This window comes from Comamonas testosteroni TK102 (genome assembly GCF_000739375.1).
In the GTDB taxonomy this organism is placed as follows: domain Bacteria; phylum Pseudomonadota; class Gammaproteobacteria; order Burkholderiales; family Burkholderiaceae_C; genus Comamonas; species Comamonas brasiliensis.
In genome coordinates this window covers 267350-289378 of record NZ_CP006704.1, presented here as the reverse complement: position 1 = coordinate 289378, position 22029 = coordinate 267350, and the positions used below count along the sequence as shown (strand labels likewise).

General features: G+C 64.1%; 19 protein-coding genes. 8 read left to right on the top strand and 11 right to left on the bottom strand.

The window, feature by feature from the left end; all coding sequences use genetic code 11:
• Positions 1 to 156: 156 nt before the first annotated feature.
• The 7 genes from O987_RS01240 to O987_RS01210 form a co-directional block, all read right to left on the bottom strand.
• Positions 157 to 1494 carry an enolase C-terminal domain-like protein gene (locus O987_RS01240; protein ID WP_019044223.1) on the bottom strand — a complete coding sequence of 446 codons (1338 nt, stop codon included), beginning with the start codon at positions 1492 to 1494 and terminating at the stop codon, positions 157 to 159.
• A gap of 37 nt (positions 1495 to 1531) precedes the next feature.
• The gene (locus O987_RS01235; protein ID WP_003059541.1) at positions 1532 to 2497 is read right to left on the bottom strand and encodes a 2-hydroxyacid dehydrogenase; all 966 of its coding nucleotides are present in this window, start codon (positions 2495 to 2497) and stop codon (positions 1532 to 1534) included.
• 92 nt (positions 2498 to 2589) lie between these two features.
• Positions 2590 to 3555 (bottom strand): Bug family tripartite tricarboxylate transporter substrate binding protein, encoded by a 966-nt coding sequence (locus tag O987_RS01230; RefSeq protein WP_043370570.1) that lies wholly within the window; start codon positions 3553 to 3555, stop codon positions 2590 to 2592.
• A gap of 96 nt (positions 3556 to 3651) precedes the next feature.
• The gene (locus tag O987_RS01225) at positions 3652 to 4611 is read right to left on the bottom strand and encodes a Bug family tripartite tricarboxylate transporter substrate binding protein (RefSeq protein WP_003059545.1); all 960 of its coding nucleotides are present in this window, start codon (positions 4609 to 4611) and stop codon (positions 3652 to 3654) included.
• Positions 4612 to 4667: 56 nt separating this feature from the next.
• The gene (gene kdgD / locus O987_RS01220) at positions 4668 to 5579 is read right to left on the bottom strand and encodes a 5-dehydro-4-deoxyglucarate dehydratase (protein WP_043370568.1); all 912 of its coding nucleotides are present in this window, start codon (positions 5577 to 5579) and stop codon (positions 4668 to 4670) included.
• A 40-nt stretch (positions 5580 to 5619) separates the two neighbouring features.
• Entirely contained in the window at positions 5620 to 6597 is a 978-nt protein-coding gene (locus O987_RS01215; RefSeq protein WP_003059547.1) for a Bug family tripartite tricarboxylate transporter substrate binding protein, read from the bottom strand.
• Between the two features lie 303 nt (positions 6598 to 6900).
• Positions 6901 to 7656, bottom strand: a complete 756-nt coding sequence (locus O987_RS01210; protein WP_080731422.1) for a FadR/GntR family transcriptional regulator — start codon at positions 7654 to 7656, stop codon at positions 6901 to 6903.
• Positions 7657 to 7799: 143 nt separating this feature from the next.
• Between O987_RS01210 and O987_RS01205 the strand changes: the two genes are divergently transcribed.
• From O987_RS01205 to garD, 3 genes are all read left to right on the top strand, one after another.
• Entirely contained in the window at positions 7800 to 9095 is a 1296-nt protein-coding gene (locus O987_RS01205) for a glucarate dehydratase family protein (RefSeq protein ID WP_043370566.1), read from the top strand.
• A gap of 118 nt (positions 9096 to 9213) precedes the next feature.
• A complete protein-coding gene (locus tag O987_RS01200) occupies positions 9214 to 10215 on the top strand; it encodes a Bug family tripartite tricarboxylate transporter substrate binding protein (protein WP_003059553.1) in 1002 nt (333 codons plus the stop codon).
• Positions 10216 to 10405: 190 nt separating this feature from the next.
• Complete coding sequence (garD, locus tag O987_RS01195; protein ID WP_003059554.1) at positions 10406 to 11971, top strand: galactarate dehydratase; 1566 nt, start codon at positions 10406 to 10408, stop codon at positions 11969 to 11971.
• Between the two features lie 129 nt (positions 11972 to 12100).
• On the opposite strand, the gene O987_RS01190 is transcribed toward garD, so the two are convergent.
• A complete protein-coding gene (locus tag O987_RS01190; RefSeq protein WP_043370564.1) occupies positions 12101 to 13639 on the bottom strand; it encodes an acetyl-CoA hydrolase/transferase family protein in 1539 nt (512 codons plus the stop codon).
• A gap of 361 nt (positions 13640 to 14000) precedes the next feature.
• Between O987_RS01190 and O987_RS01185 the strand changes: the two genes are divergently transcribed.
• Positions 14001 to 14981, top strand: coding sequence for a YihY/virulence factor BrkB family protein (locus tag O987_RS01185; protein WP_043370562.1), 981 nt, complete (start codon positions 14001 to 14003; stop codon positions 14979 to 14981).
• A gap of 105 nt (positions 14982 to 15086) precedes the next feature.
• On the opposite strand, the gene O987_RS01180 is transcribed toward O987_RS01185, so the two are convergent.
• A complete protein-coding gene (locus O987_RS01180) occupies positions 15087 to 15860 on the bottom strand; it encodes a ferredoxin--NADP reductase (protein WP_003059561.1) in 774 nt (257 codons plus the stop codon).
• A 398-nt stretch (positions 15861 to 16258) separates the two neighbouring features.
• On the opposite strand from O987_RS01180, the gene O987_RS01175 reads away from it, so the two are divergent.
• From O987_RS01175 to O987_RS01160, 4 genes are all read left to right on the top strand, one after another.
• Positions 16259 to 17461, top strand: a complete 1203-nt coding sequence (locus O987_RS01175; RefSeq protein WP_003059563.1) for an ABC transporter substrate-binding protein — start codon at positions 16259 to 16261, stop codon at positions 17459 to 17461.
• A 94-nt stretch (positions 17462 to 17555) separates the two neighbouring features.
• Positions 17556 to 19469, top strand: coding sequence for an ABC transporter permease (locus tag O987_RS01170; RefSeq protein ID WP_043370561.1), 1914 nt, complete (start codon positions 17556 to 17558; stop codon positions 19467 to 19469).
• Positions 19466 to 20227 carry an ABC transporter ATP-binding protein gene (locus O987_RS01165; protein ID WP_043370559.1) on the top strand — a complete coding sequence of 254 codons (762 nt, stop codon included), beginning with the start codon at positions 19466 to 19468 and terminating at the stop codon, positions 20225 to 20227. Before O987_RS01170 ends, O987_RS01165 begins: the two co-directional genes overlap by 4 nt.
• On the top strand, positions 20224 to 20994 hold the full coding sequence (locus tag O987_RS01160) for an ABC transporter ATP-binding protein (RefSeq protein ID WP_043370558.1): 771 nt from the start codon (positions 20224 to 20226) through the stop codon (positions 20992 to 20994). The genes O987_RS01165 and O987_RS01160 overlap by 4 nt, the downstream gene beginning before the upstream one ends.
• Positions 20995 to 21003: 9 nt before the next feature.
• Here O987_RS01160 and O987_RS01155 read toward each other — a convergent pair whose 3' ends face one another.
• Both O987_RS01155 and O987_RS01150 read right to left on the bottom strand, forming a co-directional pair.
• Positions 21004 to 21594 carry a YiiX/YebB-like N1pC/P60 family cysteine hydrolase gene (locus O987_RS01155; RefSeq protein ID WP_043370557.1) on the bottom strand — a complete coding sequence of 197 codons (591 nt, stop codon included), beginning with the start codon at positions 21592 to 21594 and terminating at the stop codon, positions 21004 to 21006.
• Positions 21591 to 22019, bottom strand: coding sequence for a DUF4878 domain-containing protein (locus O987_RS01150; RefSeq protein WP_043370556.1), 429 nt, complete (start codon positions 22017 to 22019; stop codon positions 21591 to 21593). Before O987_RS01150 ends, O987_RS01155 begins: the two co-directional genes overlap by 4 nt.
• Positions 22020 to 22029: the final 10 nt, after the last annotated feature.

Genomic DNA, 22029 nt, shown 5'->3' with positions numbered 1-22029 from the left:
GTGAGCTAGTTGGGCGCTGCATTTGAAGCAGGCGCGACCCAAAGCGATGGACACCGAGGAAGGGCCTAAGCCGGCCGCGCCGCCCCGCACCGAAGGTGTCGTCCCCCTCCCGCACAGCGAGAGAGGGGGAAGGCGCGTAGCGCCTCAGGGGGAGCATCACCTCACCATGCAAGGACGCTTGTTGTCGAACTTCCAGCCGGGGATCAGGTGCTGCATGGCGATGGCGTCGTCGCGCGCGCCCAGGCCATGTTCCAGGTACAGGGCGTTGGCGCGCTTGAGGGCTTCGCGGTCCACGGTCACGCCCAGGCCGGGGGTCTTGGGCACCTCCACAAAACCGCCCTTGATCTGCAGCGGGTTCTGCGTGAGGTACTGGCCGTCCTGCCAGATCCAGTGCGTGTCGATGGCCGTGACCTTGCCGGGCACGGCGGCGGCCACGTGGGTGAACATGGCCAGCGAGATGTCGAAGTGGTTGTTGGAGTGCGAACCCCAGGTCAGGCCCCAGTCGCGGCAGGTCTGGCCCACGCGCACCGAGCCGGCCATGGTCCAGAAATGGGGATCGGCCAGGGGGATGTCCACAGACTGCAGCGACAGGGCGTGCACCATCTGGCGCCAGTCGGTAGCGACCATGTTGGTGGCCGTGGGCAGCCCCGTGGCGCGGCGGAATTCAGCCATGACTTCACGGCCCGAGAAACCGCCTTCGGCGCCGCAGGGGTCTTCGGCATAGGCCAGCACGCCGCGCATGTCGCGCATCAGGCGGATGGCGTCCTTGAGCAGCCAGCCACCGTTGGGGTCCAGGGTGACACGGGCCTCGGGGAAGCGTTTCGCCAGGGCCGTCACGGCTTCGACCTCCTGCTCGCCGGCCAGCACGCCCCCCTTGAGCTTGAAGTCGTTGAAGCCGTAGCGCGCGTAGGCGGCTTCGGCCTGGCGCACGATGGTCTCGGGCGTCATGGCCGTCATGTGGCGCACCTGGGTCCAGTCGTCCGTGCCCCGCTTATCTTCGCCGGGCTTGACATAGTCCAGGCCGGTCTTGTCGCTGGGGCCCACAAAGAACAGGTAGCCCAGCATTTCCACGCGCTCGCGCTGTTGGCCTTCGCCCAGCAGGGCGGCCACGGGCACACCCAGGTGCTGGCCCAGCAGGTCCAGCAGGGCGGATTCGATGGCCGTGACCGCGTGCACGCCGATGCGCAGGTCAAAGGTCTGCAGGCCACGGCCGCCGGTGTCGCGGCCTTCCAGGGATTTCTGCACCTCTTGCAGCAGCTGCAGGTGCTGGCCGATGGAACGGCCGATCAGCACCTGCTGGCTGTCCTCCAGCGCCTGGCGAATGCCTTCGCCGCCCGGCACCTCGCCCACCCCCGTACGGCCCGCGCTGTCGTGCACCAGCACGATGTTGCGGGTGAAGTAGGGCGCATGCGCGCCGCTGAGGTTCATGAGCATGCCGTCGCGGCCGGCGACGGGGATGACTTCAATGGCGGTGATGGTCGGGGTAGTGGACATGGGAAGGCTCTTCAACAGACTCGGAGGGAAAAGGAAATCACTGCGCGGCGGACCAGGGCACCTCGGCCGCAGGGCGGCCCGTGGCGATGAACTGCTGCAGGTTCTGCAGCACCAGGTCAGCCATGGCGCGGCGGGTTTCGTGGGTGCCGCTGGCGATGTGGGGGGCCAGCACCACGTTGTCCAGGGCCAGCAGGGCAGGCAGGGGGCGGGGCTCGTCCTCGAACACGTCCAGGCCGGCGCCGGCGATGCGCCTGTTCTCCAGGGCATCGGCCAGGGCGGCTTCGTCGACCACGCTGCCGCGCGCCACATTGACCAGGAAGCCCTGCGGGCCCAGGGCCGCCAGCACCTCGGCATTCACCAGGTGGCGCGTGCCTTCACCGCCGGCGGCGGTGATGACCAGGATGTCGGCCCAGCGCGCCAGCTCCAGCAGCGAGGGCAGGTACTGGTGGGGCGAGCCTTCGACGGGGCGGCGGTTGTGGTAGGCCACTTCCATGTCGAAGCCCGAGGCGCGACGCGCCACGGTGGAACCGATGCGGCCCATGCCGAAGATGCCCAGGCGCTTGCCGCTGGCGCGGGTGCGGATGCCGAAACGGCTCTGGCTCCAGTCGCCGCGGCGCACGAAACGGTCGGACTCGCTCAGGCCGCGTGTGGCGTCCAGCAGCAGGGCAAAGGCCAGGTCGGCCACACAGTCGTCGAGCACGCCGGGCGTGTAGCCCACACGTGCACCACGGCGCAGCAGAGCGTCCTTGTCGAGGGCATCGAAGCCCACGCCGAAGCTGCTCACGAACTTGAGATTGGGCAGAGCGTCGACCACGCCCGCAGGCAGGCCCATGGCGGCCGAGGTGACCGCATATTCGAACTGGCCGCCATGCTCGGCAAGAAAGCGCTCGGGATCGGGCTGCTCGGAGAGGATGCTCACCTCGTAGGCCTGAGCCAGTTCGGCATCAAGCTGGGTCAGCGGCATCTTGCCGTATTGAAGAACGCGTGGTCGGGTGGTCGCCATGCCGGGAATTCCTTGCTTTGGTCAATGGTGGAGGCCGCAGCCTCCAGGGGAGAAAGCGGCCCGCTTGTGAGGGCCGCCAGGCGGTTTAAAGCTTATTCGGCCTTGATCCCCTTTTCGGCGATGAGCTGGGCGTAGGTCGTGTAGTCGGACTCGATCAGCGCGGCGAACTGCCGGGGTGTGCTGGTCCTGGCGACAGCGCCCTGTTCGTTGAGCCGCTGGGCGATGTCGGGCTGGGCCACGGTATCGCGGATGGCCGCTGCCAGACGGTCGATGGTGGCCTGCGGCGTCTTGGCCGGAGCCAGCACGCCCACCCAGGAGATGGACTTGAAACCTGGCACGGTCTCGGCCACCGTGGGCACATCGGGCAGCGCCGGCACACGCTTGTCACCAGTCACGGCCAGGGCGCGCAGCTTGCCGGCCTTGATGTGACCCAGGCTTTCGAGCACGGTGGCAAACGTAATCTGCACATGGCCGGACAGCAGGTCCACGATGGCCGGCCCGCCACCTCGGTAGGCCACATGCTGGATATCGGTCTGGGTGGCGCTCTTGAACATCTCGCCGGCCAGGTGCATGGAGCCGCCCGGACCCGAGGTGCTGTAGCTGAACTTGCCGGGCTGGGCCTTGAGCAGGGTAATCAGGCCGGCCACGTCCTTGGCCTGCACGCCGGGATGCACCAGCAGCACCTGGGGCAGCTCGGCGACCAGGCTGACGGGGGCGAAGGCCGTCTTGGCGTCGTAGGGCAGCTTCTTGTAGAGGATGGGGTTGATGGACTGGGTGCCGATATTGCCCAGCAGGATGGTATTGCCGTCGGCCGGCGCCCGGGCCACCTGGTCGGCACCGATCACCCCCGCAGCGCCGGGCTTGTTCTCGATGACCACGGTCTGTCCCAGGCGGCTGGCCAGGGCCTGGCTGAGCAGGCGGGCACTGGTGTCGCTGCCGCCGCCGGGCGCGAAAGGAACGACCAGTGTCAGGGGCTTGCCGGACTGTTGTGCGCTGGCAGCGCAGGACAGTCCGGCCAAGACCAGTGTGAGCAGCAATCGGCGGGAAGGGTGTCGCATGCCTTGTCTCCGTTATCGGTTTTGTGGGTGCATGGGCCGCGGTTCGCGGCAGGAAAATCCGGCAGGCGCAGAGCGCCCGTCGGCGGCGGACCGCCTTCAGTCGGCGGTGATCTTGCGGGTCTGGATCAGTTGCTTCCAGCGCTCGTTCTCCTGGGCCTGAAAGCGCGTGAATTCCTCAGGTGTGTTGCCCACGATTTCCAGCCCCTGCTCCACAAAGCGCTTGCGGATGTCGGGTTGCTGCACGGCGACAATGGCGGCCTTGGCCAGTCTGGCCTTGACATCCGCCGGCAAGCCCTTGGGAGCGGCCATGCCTTGCCAGGAGTAGACCTCGGCACCCTTGACGCCGGACTCGGCCAGTGTGGGAACGTCGGGCAGCACGGGCGAACGCTGGCTGCCGGTCACGGCAATGGCACGCAGCTTGCCGCTACGCAGATGGGGCAGCACGGCATTGACGTTCTGGAAGGAAAAATCCACCTGTCCACCCAGCAGATCGGTGATGGCCGGTGCTCCGCCCTTGTAGGGCACATGCACGGCGTCGGTGCCCGTTTGCTGCCAGAACAGCTCGGCCGACAGATGGTCCGAGGAACCATTGCCGGAGCTTGCAAAACTGATCTTGCCGGGATTGGCCTTGAGCGCGGCAATCACCTCGCTCACGCTGCGGGCCTTTTGCGTCGGGCTGGCAACGAGCACATTGGGCGCCTGCACGGGGATGGTGATGTAGTCGAAATCCTTGCTGGCGTCATAGGGCACGTTCTTGACCATATGAGGGGTCACCACAAAAGGGCCCAGCGAGGCCACCAGCAAGGTGTAGCCATCGGCCGCTGCACGCTTGACGGCTCCCGCACCGATGGTGCCCGTGGCACCAGGACGGTTTTCCACGACAAAGGGCTTGCCCAGTTGCTCGGCCATGCTCAGGGCCACCGCACGCGCCACGGTGTCGGTGGAGCCGCCGGCCGGGAAAGGCACGATGATGTTGACAGGCCGGTCGGGAAAGTTGCCGGCCGCCTGGGCGGCCAGGGCCAGGGTGGCCCCCAGCGTGATCAGTATCTTTTTCATGCTTTGTCTCCTGAAGACGCGGGGCCCGGTTCTTGGCCTGACCCCTGCATCGGGTCTTACTGGGGGCCGAGCTTGTCGATCAGGACCTTGAGCTCCTCCATCTCGGTAGGCTTGAGGTCGGTCAGGGGAGCGCGCACGGGACCGGCATCGTGGCCGACCAGCTTGGCGCCGGCCTTGATGATGCTCACGCCGTAGCCTTCGACACGGTTGCGGATCTTCAGGTAGGGCATGAAGAATTCCTTGAGCAGCTTGTGCTGCGTGGCCATGTCGTCGGTGCGCACGGCTTCGTAGAACGCCATCGCCGTCCTGGGGATGAAGTTGAAGACGGCAGAGGAATACACGGGCGTGCCCAGAGCCTTGTAGGCGGCCGCATAGACTTCGGCCGTGGGCAGGCCGCCCAGGTAGGCGAAACGGTCGCCCATCTTCATGAAGATGGAGGACATGGTCTCGATATTGCCCATGCCGTCCTTGAAGCCCACCAGATTGGGGCAGCGCTCGGCCAGAATGGCCAGCGATTCGGGCGTGAAGCGGGTGCGGTCGCGGTTGTAGACGATGACGCCGAACTTCACGCTCTTGCAGACCTGCTCCACATGGGCGATCAGGCCTTCCTGGCCGGCTTCGGTCAGGTAGTGGGGCAGCAGCAGGATGCCGTGGGCGCCCAGGCGCTCGGCTTCCTGGGCATGGGCAATGGCGGTGCGGGTGGGGCCGCCGGCGCCGGCAATGATGGGCACCTTGCCGCGGCAGGTATCCACGGCGGTCTTGATGATCTGACCGTATTCCTCGCCATACAACGAGAAGTACTCGCCGGTGCCGCCGGCAGCGAACAGGGCACTGGCGCCGTAGGGGGCCAGCCATTCAAGGCGTGCGGCATAGCCCTTGGCATTGAAGTTGCCCTGGGCATCGAAGTCCGTCACGGGGAAGGACAGCAGGCCGGAACTCATCACGTCTTTGAGGTCTTGGGGTGTCATGGTAATCCTTGAAAAGAGGAGAGCAAAAAGATCTGGCAGCTCAATCCAGCTGCAGTTGGGCGGCTTGCACCACGGCGCGCCAGCGCGCGCGCTCGGCATTGAAGAATTTGTCGGTTTCGGCGGGTGTCATCGTGACGACCTCGGCACCCTGGCCGGTCAGCCGGGAGCGGACCTCGGTGGAGCGGATGGCACCGAGCAGCACCTGGTTCACACGCTGCACCACGGCTTCAGGCGTCTTGGCGGGCAGCACCACGCCCTGCCAGGTGCCCGAGGCAAAACCCTGTGCGCCCTGCTCCGCCAGCGTCGGCACATCGGCAATCAGGGGCATGCGGGTGTTCTTGGAAATGCCCAGCAGCTTGAGCTTGCCGCTTTGCACATGCGGATAGGTGGCCAGCATGCCGTTCATCAGCACCTGGGTCTGGCCTGCCACCGTGTCCTGCACCGACTGCACGCCGCCCTTGTAGGGCACATACACCCATTTGGCGCCGGTGATCCGGGCCAGCTCCACGCCGGCCAGATGGGGGGCACTGCCCGATGCGGTAACGGCAAAGTTCAGGTCCTGCTTCTTGGACAGCTCCACCAGCTCCTTGAGATTGCTGGCCTGGACGGAGGGGTGCACCACCAGCATATGGGGCGAATAGGCCAGCATGGCCGCACCACGCAGCGCCTTGGAAGGGTCGAAGCTGAGCTTGGTGTAGATCGAGGGAGAGATGGCCAGTGCGCCGAGATCGCAGAGCAGCCAGGTGTAGCCGTCCGCCGGTGCGCGGGCGACGAACTCAGCGCCCAGATTGCCATTGGCGCCGGGCTTGTTGTCGATCACCACGGTCTGCTTGAGCTCCTGGGAGATCAACTGCCCGATGGAGCGCGCAATGATGTCGGAGCTGCCGCCGGGCGGATAGGGAACGACCAGACGGATGGGCTTGCTGGGCCAGGCATCGGCAGCCAGCAATGTGGACGACAGCAAACCGCCGGCCGCCAGGGCCAGCAGAGAGCGCAGAAAGTGCGAGCGTCGGACCATGGTGAAATGTCTCCTTGTTGTGGTCAGTCATCATACAACTAGGCTTTTTTGAACACCAAGCGTTTTTTTCTAAGGGTAAGCACGGATCGCCGCCGTCTACCAGGCTTTGGTCTTCGTCACTTTCATCCAAGAAATATGCGTCAAACTCAATCCTGAAGATCGCCTGAAGCTATAAATTTGGAAGCACCCCCAAGTGCTCGACGCAGCGGGACACTACGGCCGCCGCATGCCGCGGGCGGTCCGCCGCGCTTTGCTGCGGTCAGCCTCTTGCATCAAGCGCCCGCCCAGGCCAGGGTTTCGGAATCAGGACTCGGCGCTCAGGCTCAGGCGCTGGGCCAGGCGCAAGCGCTCCCGCGAGTTGGTCAGATGGATGCGCATGGCGGCGCGTGCCGAATCGGCATCCTGGCGCAAGATGGCGGCATAGATCTCCTCGTGCTCGCGGTTCACACGACGCAGATAGTCGGGATCGCGTGCCGGCGTATGCATGGAGGCGATGCGATTGCGCGGAATCAGCAGCGTTCCGAAATGCTGCAGGATGTCCTGAAAATACCGGTTGCCTGTGGCCTGCGCGATGCTCAGGTGAAAGGCCAGATCATGCTCGACAGTGTCGTGCCCCAGGGCGAAATGATGCTCGAACTCCTGTAGAGCCTCGCTCATGACCTGCAGATGGGCTTCGCTGCGGCGCTGGGCAGCCAGACCGGCTGCCTCGGTCTCCAGACTGATGCGCAGCTCCAGCACGGCCAGCACATCGACGGACTCGCTGAGCTCGCGCGCGCTGAGCATGGGGCTTGCACTCTGGCGCGCGGGCAGCACAAACGTGCCTATGCCATGGCGGGTCTCGACCAGCCCTGCAGCCTGCAATTTGGACAACGCCTCGCGCACCACGGTGCGGCTGACGTCATAGCTGCGCACGAGTTCGGACTCGGTGGGCAGCTTCTCCCCCTCATGCAGCAGGCCCTGGCGGATCTTGTGTTCGAACTCCTCGGACAACAGATTCGCCAGACTGCGGCTGCCCTTGCTGGTTTTGCTGCGCAGCGCGTACCCCTCCGTCAGCGGCAAAGACGGGGTTGATTGGGGTAATTCCGATGTCTGAGTACTCATGAGCCTGATGATAATGGCTTTCAGTTGTACGACAACATACCACAAAGACGCCCTATTTCAACTTCGGCCCGCAGCTCCTGGGCCGCATCAGTCATCACAAGATGAGCACCTCTCACCAGATCCGCCACATCCGCATCACGCCGATTGCCTTCCGTGATCCGCCGCTGCTCAACGCCGCCGGCATTCACGAGCCCTGGGCACTGCGCTCCATCATCGAGATCGAGACTGCTTCCGGTCTGGTCGGCATCAACGAGAGCTACGGCGACCAACCCATGCTGGATGCTCTGGCCAAGGCCGCACCGGCCCTGGTCGGGCTCTCGCCCTGGGCCCTCAATGAAATGGAGACCCGTGTTGCGGCCCTGGTCACTCCGCCCAAGCTCACGGCCTCGGAATTTCTGGGTCAGCAGGTCTCGCTGGCCCCTGGCACCCATGTCTCCAAGACCGTGGCCAAGGTGGTCAGCGCCTTCGAAGTTGCGATGCTGGACCTGCAGGGCCAGATGGCCCAGGCCCCCATCGTCGACCTGCTGGGCGGACCCGCACGCGACCGCGTGCCCTACTCAGCGTATCTGTTCTACAAATACGCCGAGCATGTGGGCCAGCCCTATGCCCCCGACGCCTGGGGCGAAGCCCTGACGCCGGCCCAGCTCGTGGCCCAGGCCCGGCGCATGATCGACCAATACGGCTTCCAGAGCATCAAGCTCAAGGCCGGCACGCTGCCGCCCGAGCAGGAAGCGGCCGGCATCCTGGCGCTGGCCGAGGCTTTCCCCGGCACACCGCTGCGCATCGACCCGAATGGCAACTGGACCGTGGAGACCAGCCTGAAGATCGTGCAGCAGTTGTGCGGCGTGCTCGAGTACTACGAGGACCCGGCCCCGGGCCTGGACGGCATGGCCGCCGTGGCACGCGAGTGCGACGTGCCCCTGGCCACCAACATGGTGGTGACGGACTTTGCCGAGTTCCGCCGCAACGCCGAGATGGGCTGCCCCGTGAAGATCGTGCTCAGCGACCACCATTACTGGGGCGGCCTGCGTGCCACACAGCGCCTGTCCACGCTGTGCCGCACCTTCGACCTGGGCCTGTCCATGCACAGCAACTCCCATCTGGGTGTGAGCCTGGTGGCCATGACTCATCTGTGCGCCAGCGTGCCCCTGCTGACCTATGCCTGCGACACCCACTATCCGTGGCAGGACGAGGAAGTCGTCGAAGGCGGCCGTCTGCAGTTCGAGCAGGGCAGCCTGCGCGTGCCCACCACGCCCGGCCTGGGCGTGACCCTGGACCGCGAGGCCCTGGCCCGCCTGCACGACAACTATCTGCATTGCGGCATCCGCAACCGCGACGACCTGGGGCAGATGCGCAGATACGACCCGGAATTCACCGGCGAGCAACCGCGCTTCTGAACTCCAGCCCCCTGCACAGAAAGACCGCAAAGAGCACATATCCAGCCCAAGCCGAGCTGATTCAAGCGCACCCCTTTCCACAGCACAAAAAGACGCTTTTCAACCAGAGACAACCATCATGCAACGCCGCACCCTGCTTCAATCCACCCTCGCCGCCAGCGCCCTGCTGCTGGGCGCATCCCTTGTCGCCGCACCGGCCCTTGCACAGGGCAACTGGCCCACCGGCAAGCCCATCACCTATCTGGTGCCGTTCCCCCCCGGCGGCAATACCGACACCCTGGCGCGCGTGATTGCGCAGCCGCTGAGCAAGGCCCTGGGCACGCCCGTGGTCATCGAGAACAAGGGCGGCGCCGGCGGCAGCGTGGGTTCGGCCCTGGCGGCACGCGCCCCGGCCGACGGCTACACCATCCTGGGCGGCACCATCAGCTCGCACGCCATCAATGTCAGCCTGTACTCCAAGCTGGACTATGACCCCGTCAAGTCCTTCACGCCCGTCGCCATGCTCGGCTCCGGCCCTCTGGTGCTGGTGGTGCCTGCCTCCAGCCCCTACAAGACACTGGCTGACGTGCTGGCCGGCAGCAAGGCCAAGGCCTCGTCGGGCGGTCTGACTTCGGCCTCCCCTGGCAACGGCACCTCCAACCACATGGCGCTGGAACTGCTGGCCTACCAGACCGGCGTGAAGTTCACCCATGTTCCCTACAAGGGCAGCGGTCCCGCCGTGCAGGATGTCATGGGCGGACAGGTGGACATGATGTTCGACACTGCCCTGGTTGTCGGCCCCCACATCCAGTCCGGCAAGCTGCGCCCCATCGCCGTGAGCAGCTCCAAGCGCCTGGAATCGCTGCCCGATGTACCGACGATTGCCGAAGCCGGCGAGAAGGGTTTCGACATGGGCTCCTGGCAGGCCGTTTTCGCCCCTGCGGGCACGCCCAAGGCCATCGTGGACCGCCTGCATGCCGAGATCCTGAAGATCGTCGCCACCCCCGAAGTCCAGGCCCGCCTCAAGAACTTTGGCATGCTGCCGTCGAACATGACGACCGTCGAGCTGGCCGACTACCAGAAGGCCGAAGTGAGCAAGTGGGCCAAGGTGATCAAGTCTGCAGGAATAAAGGCTGAATAAGTAAAGCCCCCCCCCTGAGCCGCTTCGCGGCTTCCCCCTCTCTAACTTGCTTTGCAAGGGAGGGGGACGACACCGTCGCTGCGGGGCGGCCCTTGCTCGGTGTTCCTCGCCTTGGGCTGCGCCGTTTGCGCAGACTGTGCCAACTGCTATGCCGTAGCAGTGCTGGCCCCTAGAAAATTGAGACATTGCCATGAGTACCCCACTTCCGCTTTCCATCAGCATGCATGCGGCCGACAACGTTGCCATTGTTGCCAACGACGGCGGCCTGCCTGCGGGCACCGTGCTGCCGTCCGGCCTCACGCTACTCGACAAGGTGCCGCAGGCGCACAAGGTGGCACTGGTGGACATTCCCGAAGGCGGTGCGGTGCGCCGCTACAACGTGGTCATCGGCTATGCGCTCAAACCCATTGCCGCCGGCAGCTGGGTGCACGAGCGCTTGCTGCAGATGCCCGAGGCACGCTCGCTGCAGGGCCTGCCCATCGCCACTGTCAAGCCGCCCGTGCTGGAGCCGTTGGCAGGCTATACCTTCGAGGGCTACCGCAATGCGGACGGTACGGTGGGCACGCGCAACATCCTGGCCATCACCACCACGGTGCAATGCGTGGCCGGGGTGCTCGACTTTGCGGTGCGCCGCATCAAGTCCGAGCTGCTGCCCCGATACCCCCATGTTGACGACGTGGTGGGCCTGGAGCACAGCTACGGCTGTGGCGTGGCCATCGATGCCGTGGGAGCCGAGATCCCGCAGCGCACGCTGCGCAATATCAGCCGCAACCCGAACTTCGGCGGCGAGGTCATGGTGGTCAGCCTGGGCTGCGAAAAGCTGCAGCCCGAGCGCCTGCTGCCGCCGGGCAGTTTTCCCATCGTCGACGAGCGCGAACCAGCACTCGATGTGGTCTGCCTGCAGGACGAGGCCCATGTGGGCTTTATGTCCATGATCGACTCCATCATGCGCCAGGCCGAGCAACATCTGCGCCGCCTCGACGCCCGCCGCCGCGAGACCGTGCCCGCCAGCGCCCTGGTGGTGGGCGTGCAATGCGGGGGCAGCGATGCCTTCAGCGGCGTCACCGCCAACCCCGCCGTGGGCTTCTGTACCGACCTGCTGGTGCGCGCGGGCGCCACCGTGATGTTCAGCGAGGTGACCGAGGTGCGCGACGGCATCGACCAGCTCACCTCGCGCGCCGCAAGCCCCGAAGTGGCCGAAGCCATGATCGAGGAAATGGCCTGGTACGACGCCTATCTCGACAAGGGCCGCGTGGACCGCAGCGCCAACACCACACCGGGCAATAAAAAAGGCGGATTGTCGAACATCGTCGAAAAGGCCATGGGCTCCATCATCAAGAGCGGCACGGCCCCCATCACCGGCGTGCTGTCGCCCGGTCAGCGGCTGGCCGATCGCGGCATCAGCCAGGGTCTGGTCTATGCGGCCACGCCGGCCAGCGACTTCATCTGCGGCACGCTGCAGCTGGCGGCCGGCATGAACCTGCATGTCTTCACCACGGGCCGCGGCACGCCTTACGGTCTGGCACAGGTGCCGGTGATCAAAGTAGCCACGCGCAGCGACCTGGCGCGGCGCTGGCACGATCTGATGGATATCAACGCCGGACGCATTGCCGACGGCGAGGCCTCGATCGAAGACATAGGCTGGGAGATGTTCAGGCTGATGCTCGATGTCGCCAGCGGTCGCAAAAAGACCTGGGCCGAGCATTGGCAGTTGCATAACGCGCTGGTACTGTTCAATCCGGCACCGGTGACCTGAATCCGTACCGCGCCCACGCCCCGGAAAGGCTTGCAAATCCAGAGCGCTTTGCGAAACCGCCATCCGGGTTGCAGACAGCATCACCCAGAAACGCTGCCATGGCAGCGTTTCTGGTTTGCGCATGCTCCCTCAGGTCCGCATGGAGCCCGTCTTCAGATAGCGCTGGTGCCAGGCATAAGCCTGGTCGAGCAGATGCGGCGTGTGCTTGCCCGGTGCATCGCGCAGCGCGCGCTCCAGATACTCTCTCATCGCCGCCTTGTAGTCGGGGTGCACGCATTTCTCGATGATCAGACGTGCGCGCTGCACCGGCGCCAGGCCGCGCAGATCGGCCAGGCCCTGCTCGGTCACGATGACCTGCACGTCATGCTCGGTGTGATCGACATGGGAGACCATGGGTACGATGCAGCTGATATTGCCGCCCTTGGCCGTGGAGGGTGTCATGAAGATGGACAGATAGGCATTGCGCGCAAAGTCGCCGCTGCCACCAATGCCGTTCATGATGGACGAGCCCATGACATGCGTGCTGTTGACGTTGCCGTACATATCGGCCTCGATCAGCGCGTTCATCGAAATCAAACCCATGCGACGGATCAGCTCGGGGTGGTTCGATATCTCCTGCGGGCGCAGCATGATGCGTTGACGGTAATAGTCGATATTGGCCAGAAAGCGCTCCATGGCCACAGGGCTCAGCGCCAGCGAGGTGGTCGACGCGGTATCGAGCTTGCCCGACTCCAGCATGTCGAGCATGCCGTCCTGCAGCACCTCGGTATAGGCGTTCAGATGGTCGAACGGGCCGTTGTTCAGCCCCGCCAGCACGGCGTTGGCGATATTGCCAACGCCCGACTGCAGCGGCAGCAACTCGGGCGGCAGGCGCCCCACTTTCACCTCATGCAGCAGAAAGTCGATGATGTTCTCGGCAATGTGCTTGGAGCCCTCATCGGGCGCCGTGAATGCTGCCAGCCTGTCACGCTGCGCTGTGGGCACCACGGCAATCACCTTGCCCGGATCGCAATGCAGATAGGGCTCGCCAATGCGGTCGAACGGGTGCTCCATGGGGATGGGCTTGCGCCTGGGCGGCACGGCCGCGCCGTAGTAGATATCGTGCATGCCCTCGAGTTCGGCGGGCTGGGCGCTGTTGACTTCGAGAATGACTTTGTCGGCCTGCTCCAGCCAGGTCTTGTTGTTGCCCACCGAGGTCGATGGAATCAGGCGGCCATCGGGCAAAACACCCGCCACCTCGATCACCGCCACGTCGAGATGGCCGAGGAAGCCGAACCACACATGCTGCGCCACATGCGAGAGGTGGATGTCCACATACTGCATGCGCCCTTCGTTGATCTCCTTGCGCACCGTGGGGTCCGACTGATAGGGCAGACGGCGTTCGATGCCATGCACCTTGGCCAGTGCTCCGTCCAGCTCGGCCGAGGTCGACGCCCCCGTCCAAAGGCTGATGCGGAAATTGCCGCCATTGGCGTTCTGCGCTTCGATGCGGCGTGCCAATGCCTGGGGCACGGCCTTGGGTGCACCTGCGGGAGTGAAGCCGCTCATGCCCAGTGTCATGCCGGATTGAATCAGGCCGGCGGCCTGGTCCGCCGTCATGATGCGTTCGCGCAAGACAGGGCAAAGCACGCGATCTGCAGGAGAAGCGGTGGTGAAGGATGTCTTCATGAAATATGTCTCGTCTCGCCAGCTTTCGTGAAGCGGGATGGTTTTTTGTAGTTAAAGAGTTGCACTTTGACTGGTGCAAACCCGGATTGAACTACGACACCCAGAAGGCCGCCAAGCGTAGTTGACTAGAGAAAACCCCGATGCGCTTTCCTGGAGGAAGCCAATGCAATTGAGTTCATCTTCAAAAAAGTGAGCATTCATCGCTCAGCAGATAAAGGATGAGAACCTGGAGCTGCTGAAGCTCGCCACCATGGCAGAGTTGCCAGAGCCCTGGCGGCAATTACAAAATATTTGCCTATCCTCAATGCCAGCCGACATAGGCTGACAAGCCCTCCGTGTTTTCGCAACCAGAATTCGACACATGGCTTTTGATACCTCCGGCTGGCAGCACAAGCTGCGACGCCTCACCCAGCCTCTGCAACCTCTGATCGATTCCGTACAGCTGTGGCTGCAGGCCGACGGTCTGCGCATGAGCGCCGCCATGTCTTTCTACGGCATGCTGAGCCTGGCGCCGCTACTGCTGGCCGTCGTGGGCCTGCTGGGCTGGTGGCTGGATCGCAGCTATGTGGAAAGCACCTTGATCAGCCAGATACAGAGCGTGGTCGGAGAGCGCGCGGCACAGGTCGTCAAGAGCGCGCTGGCCAGCGCCCAGAACGCCAATCAGGGCTCGCTCGCGTCCGTGCTCGGTCTGATGATGATGCTCTCGGGCGCCACGGGCGTGTTTGTGGAGCTGCAGGCTTCACTGGACAAGCTCTGGTCCATGGGTGAAGAGTCGCGCCCGCAGGAAAACAAACCATGGTGGAGCATGGCCATCTCGCGGCTGTGGGGACTGAGCTATGTGGTGGGCCTGGGCTTTTTGCTGCTGGTATCCATGGTGCTTTCAACCGCCATCCAGATGATCACCAAATGGGCCAACGACGAGCTGCAGCTTGTGCCGCTGGGTCCGCTGATGGGGCTGATCAACGAGGGCCTTTCCTTCGGCATTGCAGTGCTGCTGTTCTGGGGCCTGATGCGCATGGGGGCTGGCATCAAGCCCTCCACCAGATACCTGCTGCTGGGTTCGCTGACGGGCGCCGCCCTGTTCACCATAGGCAAGCAGGCCCTGGCCTGGTATCTGTCCACCGCAGCCGTGGTCTCGGCCTATGGTGCAGCCGGCTCGCTGGTGGTAGTGCTGATGTGGTTTTACTTCACCTCGGCCATTCTGCTGTTCTCCGCCGCCACGGCCAAGGCCTGCAGCAGGTCCCGGGTCCAGTGGACCGTCCCTTTTGTCGCGCGCAAGGCATCCAGCGCCAGGCCCATGGATTTGCAGCGCCTGCCCGAGAACGCAGGGGAGAACATCTAGGTCAAGCACAACAGCCATGCCATACATGGACTCTCCGCCATCTTCTCCTCAGCGGAAATGCAAAAGGCCTGCGAATGCAGGCCTTTTGTCTAGGACAAGCCGGAATTACTTTTCCACGAAAGCGCGCTCGATGACAAAGTCGCCGGGCGTAGTGGTGTTGCCTTCCTTGAAGCCGCGCTTTTCCAGCAGTTCCTTGAGTTCGGACAGCATGGCGGGGCTGCCGCACAGCATGACGCGATCGGTCTCGGGATTCAGATCGGGCAGACCCAGATTCTGCGGGAAGGTGCCGTTGTTGATCTGGGCCGAGATACGGCCCTGGTTGCGGAATGGCTCGCGTGTCACGGTGGGGTAGTAATGCAGCTTGCCCTTGACGATATCGCCGAGGAATTCATGCTCGGGCAATTCCTTCTCGAACAGCTCCTGATAGGCCAATTCCTGCACCTGACGCACGCCATGCACGACGACCACATTGTCGAAACGCTCATAGGTCTCGGGGTCGCGCGCCACGGCCAGCCAGGGAGCCAGGCCCGTGCCCGTGCCGATCAGATACAGATTCTTGCCGGGCAGCAGATAGTCGATCAGCAGCGTGCCTGTGGGCTTCTTGCCCACGATGATGGTGTCACCCACCTGGATGTTCTGCAGCTTGGAAGTCAGAGGGCCTTCGGGCACCTTGATGGACAGAAACTCCAGATGCTCCTCATAGTTGGGGCTGGCGATGGAGTAGGCGCGCAGCAGGTTCTTGCCATCCACCTTCAGGCCGATCATGGTGAAATGGCCGTTGGAAAAGCGCAGCGATGTATCGCGGGTGGTGGTGAAGGAGAAAAGACGGTCGGTCCAGTGGTGGACGGACAGCACGCGTTCTTCAAGAAAAGCACTCATGATTCGTCTGAAATAAAAACTCTAAGCAGAAAACCTGCGCGGCAAATGCTGGGCGGTGGCGGGGCACTGCAGGTCAGGGCTGCTAGCGCGTTGGCTGCCGGTTGCCAAGCGGGACAAGACCTATATTGTCCGGCAATTGCACAGAAACGGGGGAATCACCCATCAATGTCTTGAGATCGAATAGTGATAAGCAGAATGAAGCGCTCCGATACCGCCCGATCGCCGGAAAACTGTCTTGCCCATCTTGACTCAGGGAAAACGCTGCTCTAGGATCAATTCCCACGCGCTTTGAACAAGCGCTTTATTTGTCTATATAAATGCTCAAATTGAGCATTAATAATTGCAACGACCCTGTGTCTCAGACCATGGTCGCCCACCTAGCACCAAGGAGAATGACAATGCAGCTGCGCTGGTCCCTGCCCCTGCTGACACTGGCCGCCCTGCCCGCCTGGGCACAGGACGTGATCAAGATTGGCGAAATCAACAGCTACAAGGCGCAGCCCGCGTTTCTGGAGCCCTACAAAAAGGGCATGGAGCTGGCGGTGGAGCAGGTCAATGCCGCAGGCGGCATTGCCGGCAAGAAGCTGCAGCTCCTCGTGCGCGACGACAACGCCACGCCGGGCGATGCCGTGCGTGCCGCCGAAGAGCTCTACACGCGCGAGAAAATCGATGTGCTCACGGGCAGCTTTCTCTCGCATGTGGGCCTGGCGCTGACCGACTATGCCAAGCAGAAAAAGCGCTTCTTCCTCGCCTCCGAGCCGCTGACCGACAAGATCGTCTGGGCCGACGGCAATCACTACACCTACCGTCTGCGCGGCTCCACCTACATGCAGACCGCCATGCTGGTGGAGGAAGCGCTCAAGCTCAAGAAGAAGCGCTGGGCCATCGTCTACCCCAACTACGAATACGGGCAGTCGGCGATTGCCACCTTCAAGACGCTGATGAAAGCCAGGCAGCCCGACATCGAGTTTGTGGCCGAGCAGGCGCCGGCGCTGGGCAAGATCGACGCCGGCTCCGTCGTGCAGGCGCTCGCTGACGCCAAGCCCGATGCCATCTTCAACGTGCTGTTCGCCACCGACCTCGGCAAGTTCGTGCGCGAAGGCAATACACGCGGCCTGTTCAAGGGCCGCGAAGTCGTGGGCCTGCTGACGGCAGAGCCCGAGTACCTGGACCCGCTCAAGAAGGAAGCGCCCATAGGCTGGACCGTGACCGGCTACCCCTGGTATTCCATCAACACCCCCGAGCACACCGCCTTCCTCAAGGCCTATCAGGCCAGGTTCAAGGACTACCCGCGCCTGGGTACCATCGTGGGCTACAACGCCATCCAGTCGATTGCTGCGGGCCTGCGCAAGACCAAGGGCGATCCCGACACCGAGAAACTGATTGCGGCCTTCAAGGGCCTGGAAGTCGCCACACCCTTCGGCCCCATCACCTACCGCGCACAGGACAACCAGTCCACCATGGGGGCCTATGTCGGCAAGACCGCCTATGACGAGAAGCTGGGGCGCGGCGTGCTGGTCGACTACCGCTATGCCGACGGCAAGAACTACCAGCCCACGGACGAGGAAGTGAAGAAGCTGCGTCCCGCGACAGCGAACTGATTTCGCTTCGGCGAAAATGCCAGGCCACCTGCACTGCAGCAGGTGGCTTTTTCATCTCTGAACACACTATGTCGAGCTTCAGGAGCTACGCAGCATGAGTGCATCCGGCCTGCTGGCCCAGTTGCTCAACGGACTGGCCAGCGCATCGTCGCTGTTTCTGGTTTCGGTCGGGCTGTCACTGATCTTTGGTGTCACCCGCACCATCAACTTCGCCCACGGCTCGTTCTACATGCTGGGCGCCTTCATCGCCTACAGCAGCGTGGACCGGCTCTCGCCCCATATCGGCTTCTGGCCCGCGCTGCTGGTGGCTCCGCTGGCCTGTGGCGCACTCGGGGCGCTGACCGAGACACTGCTTCTGCGTCGCATCTACAAGGCGCCAGAGCTATTCCAGTTGCTGGCCACGTTTGCGCTGGTACTGGTCATCAAGGATGCTGCGCTGTGGCTGTGGGGCCCGGAGGAGCTGTTCGGCCCGCGTGCCACAGGGCTTGAAGGCTCGGTGGAGATTCTGGGCCGCCAGTTCCCCACCTACGATCTGTTCTTGATAGCGGTCGGCCCTTGCGTCCTCCTGGGCCTGACGCTTCTACTGACCAGGACCCGCTTTGGCACCCTGGTGCGTGCCGCTACACAGGACCGCGAAATGGTGGGCGCCCTGGGCGTCAACCAGGCCTGGCTGTTCACCGCCGTCTTCGCACTGGGCACGCTGCTGGCAGGCCTGGGCGGCGCGCTGCAGCTGCCGCGCGAGCCCGCCAGCCTCGAGATGGACATGCTCACCATTGGCGCCGCGTTTGTGGTGGTGGTGGTCGGCGGCATGGGCAGCATACCGGGCGCCTTCATGGCCGCGTTGCTGGTGGCGGAGCTCAAGGCCGTCTGCATCTGGCTGGGTGTGCAGGAGATCGCGGGCTTCGAGCTGTCGTTCTCCAAGCTCACGCTGGTGGTGGAGTTCCTGGTCATGGCCGTGGTGCTGATCTGGCGGCCCTGGGGCCTGCTGGGCAAGCCCCAGGCACTGGCACGCAGCGCTGGCGAGCCCGAACAGCCGCTGCGCCGCTCGGGGCGTGGTGCAACGGCCGCATGGCTGGGACTGCTGAGCGCGCTGGTGCTGCTGCCGCTGATGGCCAGCGGCGCCGCAGGCGGCAGCTATGCCACCGTGCTGCTGGCCGATATCTTTGTCGCCGCGCTGTTTGCGAGCAGTCTGCACTTCATACTCGGGCCCGGCGGCATGCACTCCTTCGGTCATGCGGCCTACTTTGGCCTCGGTGCCTACGGTGCGGCACTGCTGGTGCGTACCCTGGATCTGCCCATGGAAGCCGCACTGCTGCTCGGGCCCCTGGCCGCCGCTGCGGGCGCCCTGCTCTATGGCTGGTTCTGCGTGCGGTTGTCGGGCGTCTATCTGACCATGCTGACGCTGGCGTTTGCGCAGATCAGCTGGGCCATCGTCTTTCAGTGGGATGACTTCACGGGCGGCAGCAACGGCCTGACTGGCGTATGGCCCCCCGAATGGGCATCGCAGGGTCCGGCGTTCTACTGGCTGGCTCTGGGCATCTGCGCGCTGGGCATCTATCTGCTGCGCCGCCTGCTGTTTTCGCCGCTGGGCTATGCGCTGCGCGCATCGCGCGACTCGGCGCTGCGAGCCGATGCGATCGGCATCGACGTGCGCCGCATTCAGTGGACGGCATTTGTGATCGCCGGGCTGTTTGCCGGTCTGGCCGGAGCGCTGTTTGCCTTCAGCAAGGGCGGCGTGGCACCCGACGCCATGTCGGTCACCAAATCGGTGGATGCACTGGTCATGGTGCTGCTGGGCGGCGTGCAGACGCTGGCCGGCCCTGTGGTGGGCGCAGCAGCCTTTACCTGGCTGCACGACACCGTGGCACGTAACACCGAATACTGGCGCGCGCTGATGGGAGCGACCATGCTGTTTCTGGTGCTGCTGGCACCGCAGGGCATTGCAGGCTATGCGCAGCTGCTGTGGTCGCGCGTGAGTGCCAGGGACCAATCAGGAGCTAGACAATGAGCCTGCTGCATGTACAGAACCTCAGCAAGGCCTTTGGCGGCGTGAAAGCCGTGCAACAGGTTTCATTCGGCCTGCAGGCGGGCGAGCTGCTGGCCCTGATCGGCCCCAACGGCGCGGGCAAGAGCACCACCTTCAACATGGTCGGCGGCCAGTTGCCGCCCGACAGCGGCCAGGTGCTGCTCAATGACCAGCCCATCACGGGCCTGCCGCCACGCGCCATCTGGCGCAAGGGCGTGGGGCGAACCTTCCAGATTGCACAGACTTTTACCTCGCTCAGCGTGGCGGAAAACGTGCAGATGGCTTTGCTGTCGGCCGATCGCAGGATCTTCAACTGGTGGCCGCGTGCCGCCAGCCACCGGCGTTCCGACGCGCTGGCCCTGCTGGAGCAGGTGGGCATGGCGGCACAGGCCGATCGCCCCTGCAGCGCCCTGGCCTATGGCGATGTGAAACGAGTGGAGCTGGCCATGGCGCTGGCCCATGACCCGCAATTGCTGCTCATGGACGAACCCACGGCCGGCATGGCCCCGGGCGAGCGTGTCGCGCTGATGCAGCTGACGCGCCAGCTTGCGCAGCAGCGCCGCATGGGCGTGCTGTTTACCGAGCACAGCATGGACGTGGTTTTCGGTCAGGCCGACCGTGTGGCTGTGCTGGTGCGCGGCCAGCTGCTGGCAGAAGGCAGTCCGCAAGCCATTCGCGACGATGCGCGCGTGCAGCAAGCCTACCTCGGCACCGGCCTCGTTCTTGAAAAGCAGCAATGAATCAAATGCATAGCAACCAGCGCTTGATGGATAAGGGCAAGAGCCCCAAATTGCTTGAAGTCCAGAACCTCAACGCCTGGTATGGCGCAGCCCATATCCTGCATGAGGTATCGCTGAACGTGGGGCGCGGCGAGGTCGTGGCACTGATGGGACGCAATGGCGCAGGCAAGTCCACCACGCTCAAGAGCATTGCTGCCCTGGTGCCGCGCCGCGAGGGCAGTATCCGCTTCATGGGAGAGGCGATAGAGAAAAAGGCTTCGCACCAGATCGCGCAGCGCGGCCTGGGCTATGTGCCTGAGGATCGCCGCATCTTTACCGAGCTGACGGTGCTGGAAAACCTCGAGGTCGGCAAGCAAAAGCCTCGCCGATGGCCCGATGGCTCCGCCATGCCGCACTGGACGCCCGAAAGGCTTTTTGCGCTGTTCCCCAACCTGGGAGAGATGCCCGACCGTCTGGGCGGGCGCATGAGCGGTGGCGAACAGCAGATGCTGAGCGTGGCCCGCACGCTGATGGGCCAGCCCTGCCTGGTGCTGCTGGACGAACCCTCCGAGGGGGTTGCTCCGCTGATCGTCGAGCAGATGGCGCGCACGATTCTCGAACTCAAGGCACAGGGCATAGGCATCTTGCTCAGCGAGCAGAACCTGCCGTTTGCCGAGGTCGTGGCCGACCGTGCCTATGTGCTGGAAAAGGGCCAGATCGTGCATGCGGCCAGCATGGCCGAACTGGCGGGCGACAAGGCCGTGCGCCAGCAATATCTGGGTGTGTAGAGGCCTTCTCTAGCGCAAAGACAGCAAGGGCGTCAGCGGGCGCAAACGGGATGAGCGCAGCAGCTTGCCGGGCAGCAGGTAGAGCCCGCCGAGAACCGGCAGCTCCACCTTGGTGAACACCACCCCGAGATCCATACCGCCTTGCTGCCAGGCCTGCCAGACCAGCGTGGTGCAGTACAGATCCTGAGCGTCTCCCTGCAGCTGAAACGGCTTGCCCTGCTGCGCCATGGCCCAGGCCACGGCCCGCTCACGCGTGCCGGTGTCGGAAGCGACCTGATACAGGCGATAGGCCCGGGCGCGCCGAGCGTCCAGAAAAAAGTCCAGCGAATCCAGCACCACGGCATCGGGCTGGCCCTCGCGTTCGGACGGCGTGGCATGCAGCACCTGCCACTGACCGGGCCGGCCCACCAGCATGCCCACATGGCTGAAGTCACCGCGGTCCACGGCTTGCACCAGGTGACTGACGTTCTCAGTACCCTGGCGGAAGATCAGATCACCGGGCGCCGCCTGCGGCGGCAGTTGCGGCTTTGCAAAAGCCAGGCCGACACAGCAGGCCGACAGCACCATCACAGCAGCCGTTGCCAGCCGCCGAAAAATCACAGCTGCACTTTCCAGACGCCCTGTTCCTGAAACAGATTGATGCGCTCGCGGCGGGTATTGCCATCGCCATAGGTGACCAGCACCCGCAGCTTGACGACCTGCTGGTCTTCGGAGAGCGTTCTTTCCACCACTTCCACCTTGGCCAGGCCGCCCTTGGAGTCGATCATTGCCTTGGCGCCTGCCAGCATGCGGCGCAGCTTGTACTCAAAACTCGCCAGCTGCTCCCTGGAAATATTGCGTGCCGAGACCAGGGCAATGCAGGCGTCGAAATCGCCGGCCGCAACCAGTGCGTAAAAGCGCCGGATCAGCTCATCCTGACTTTGTTCAGGGGTGGCCGTGGCACAGGCCGACAGACCTAATGCCAGAGACAGCGAGAAGGATAGAAGCAGACAGCGGCGGCGGGAAGGGGAGACAGAAGCAGACACGGACCGGGTA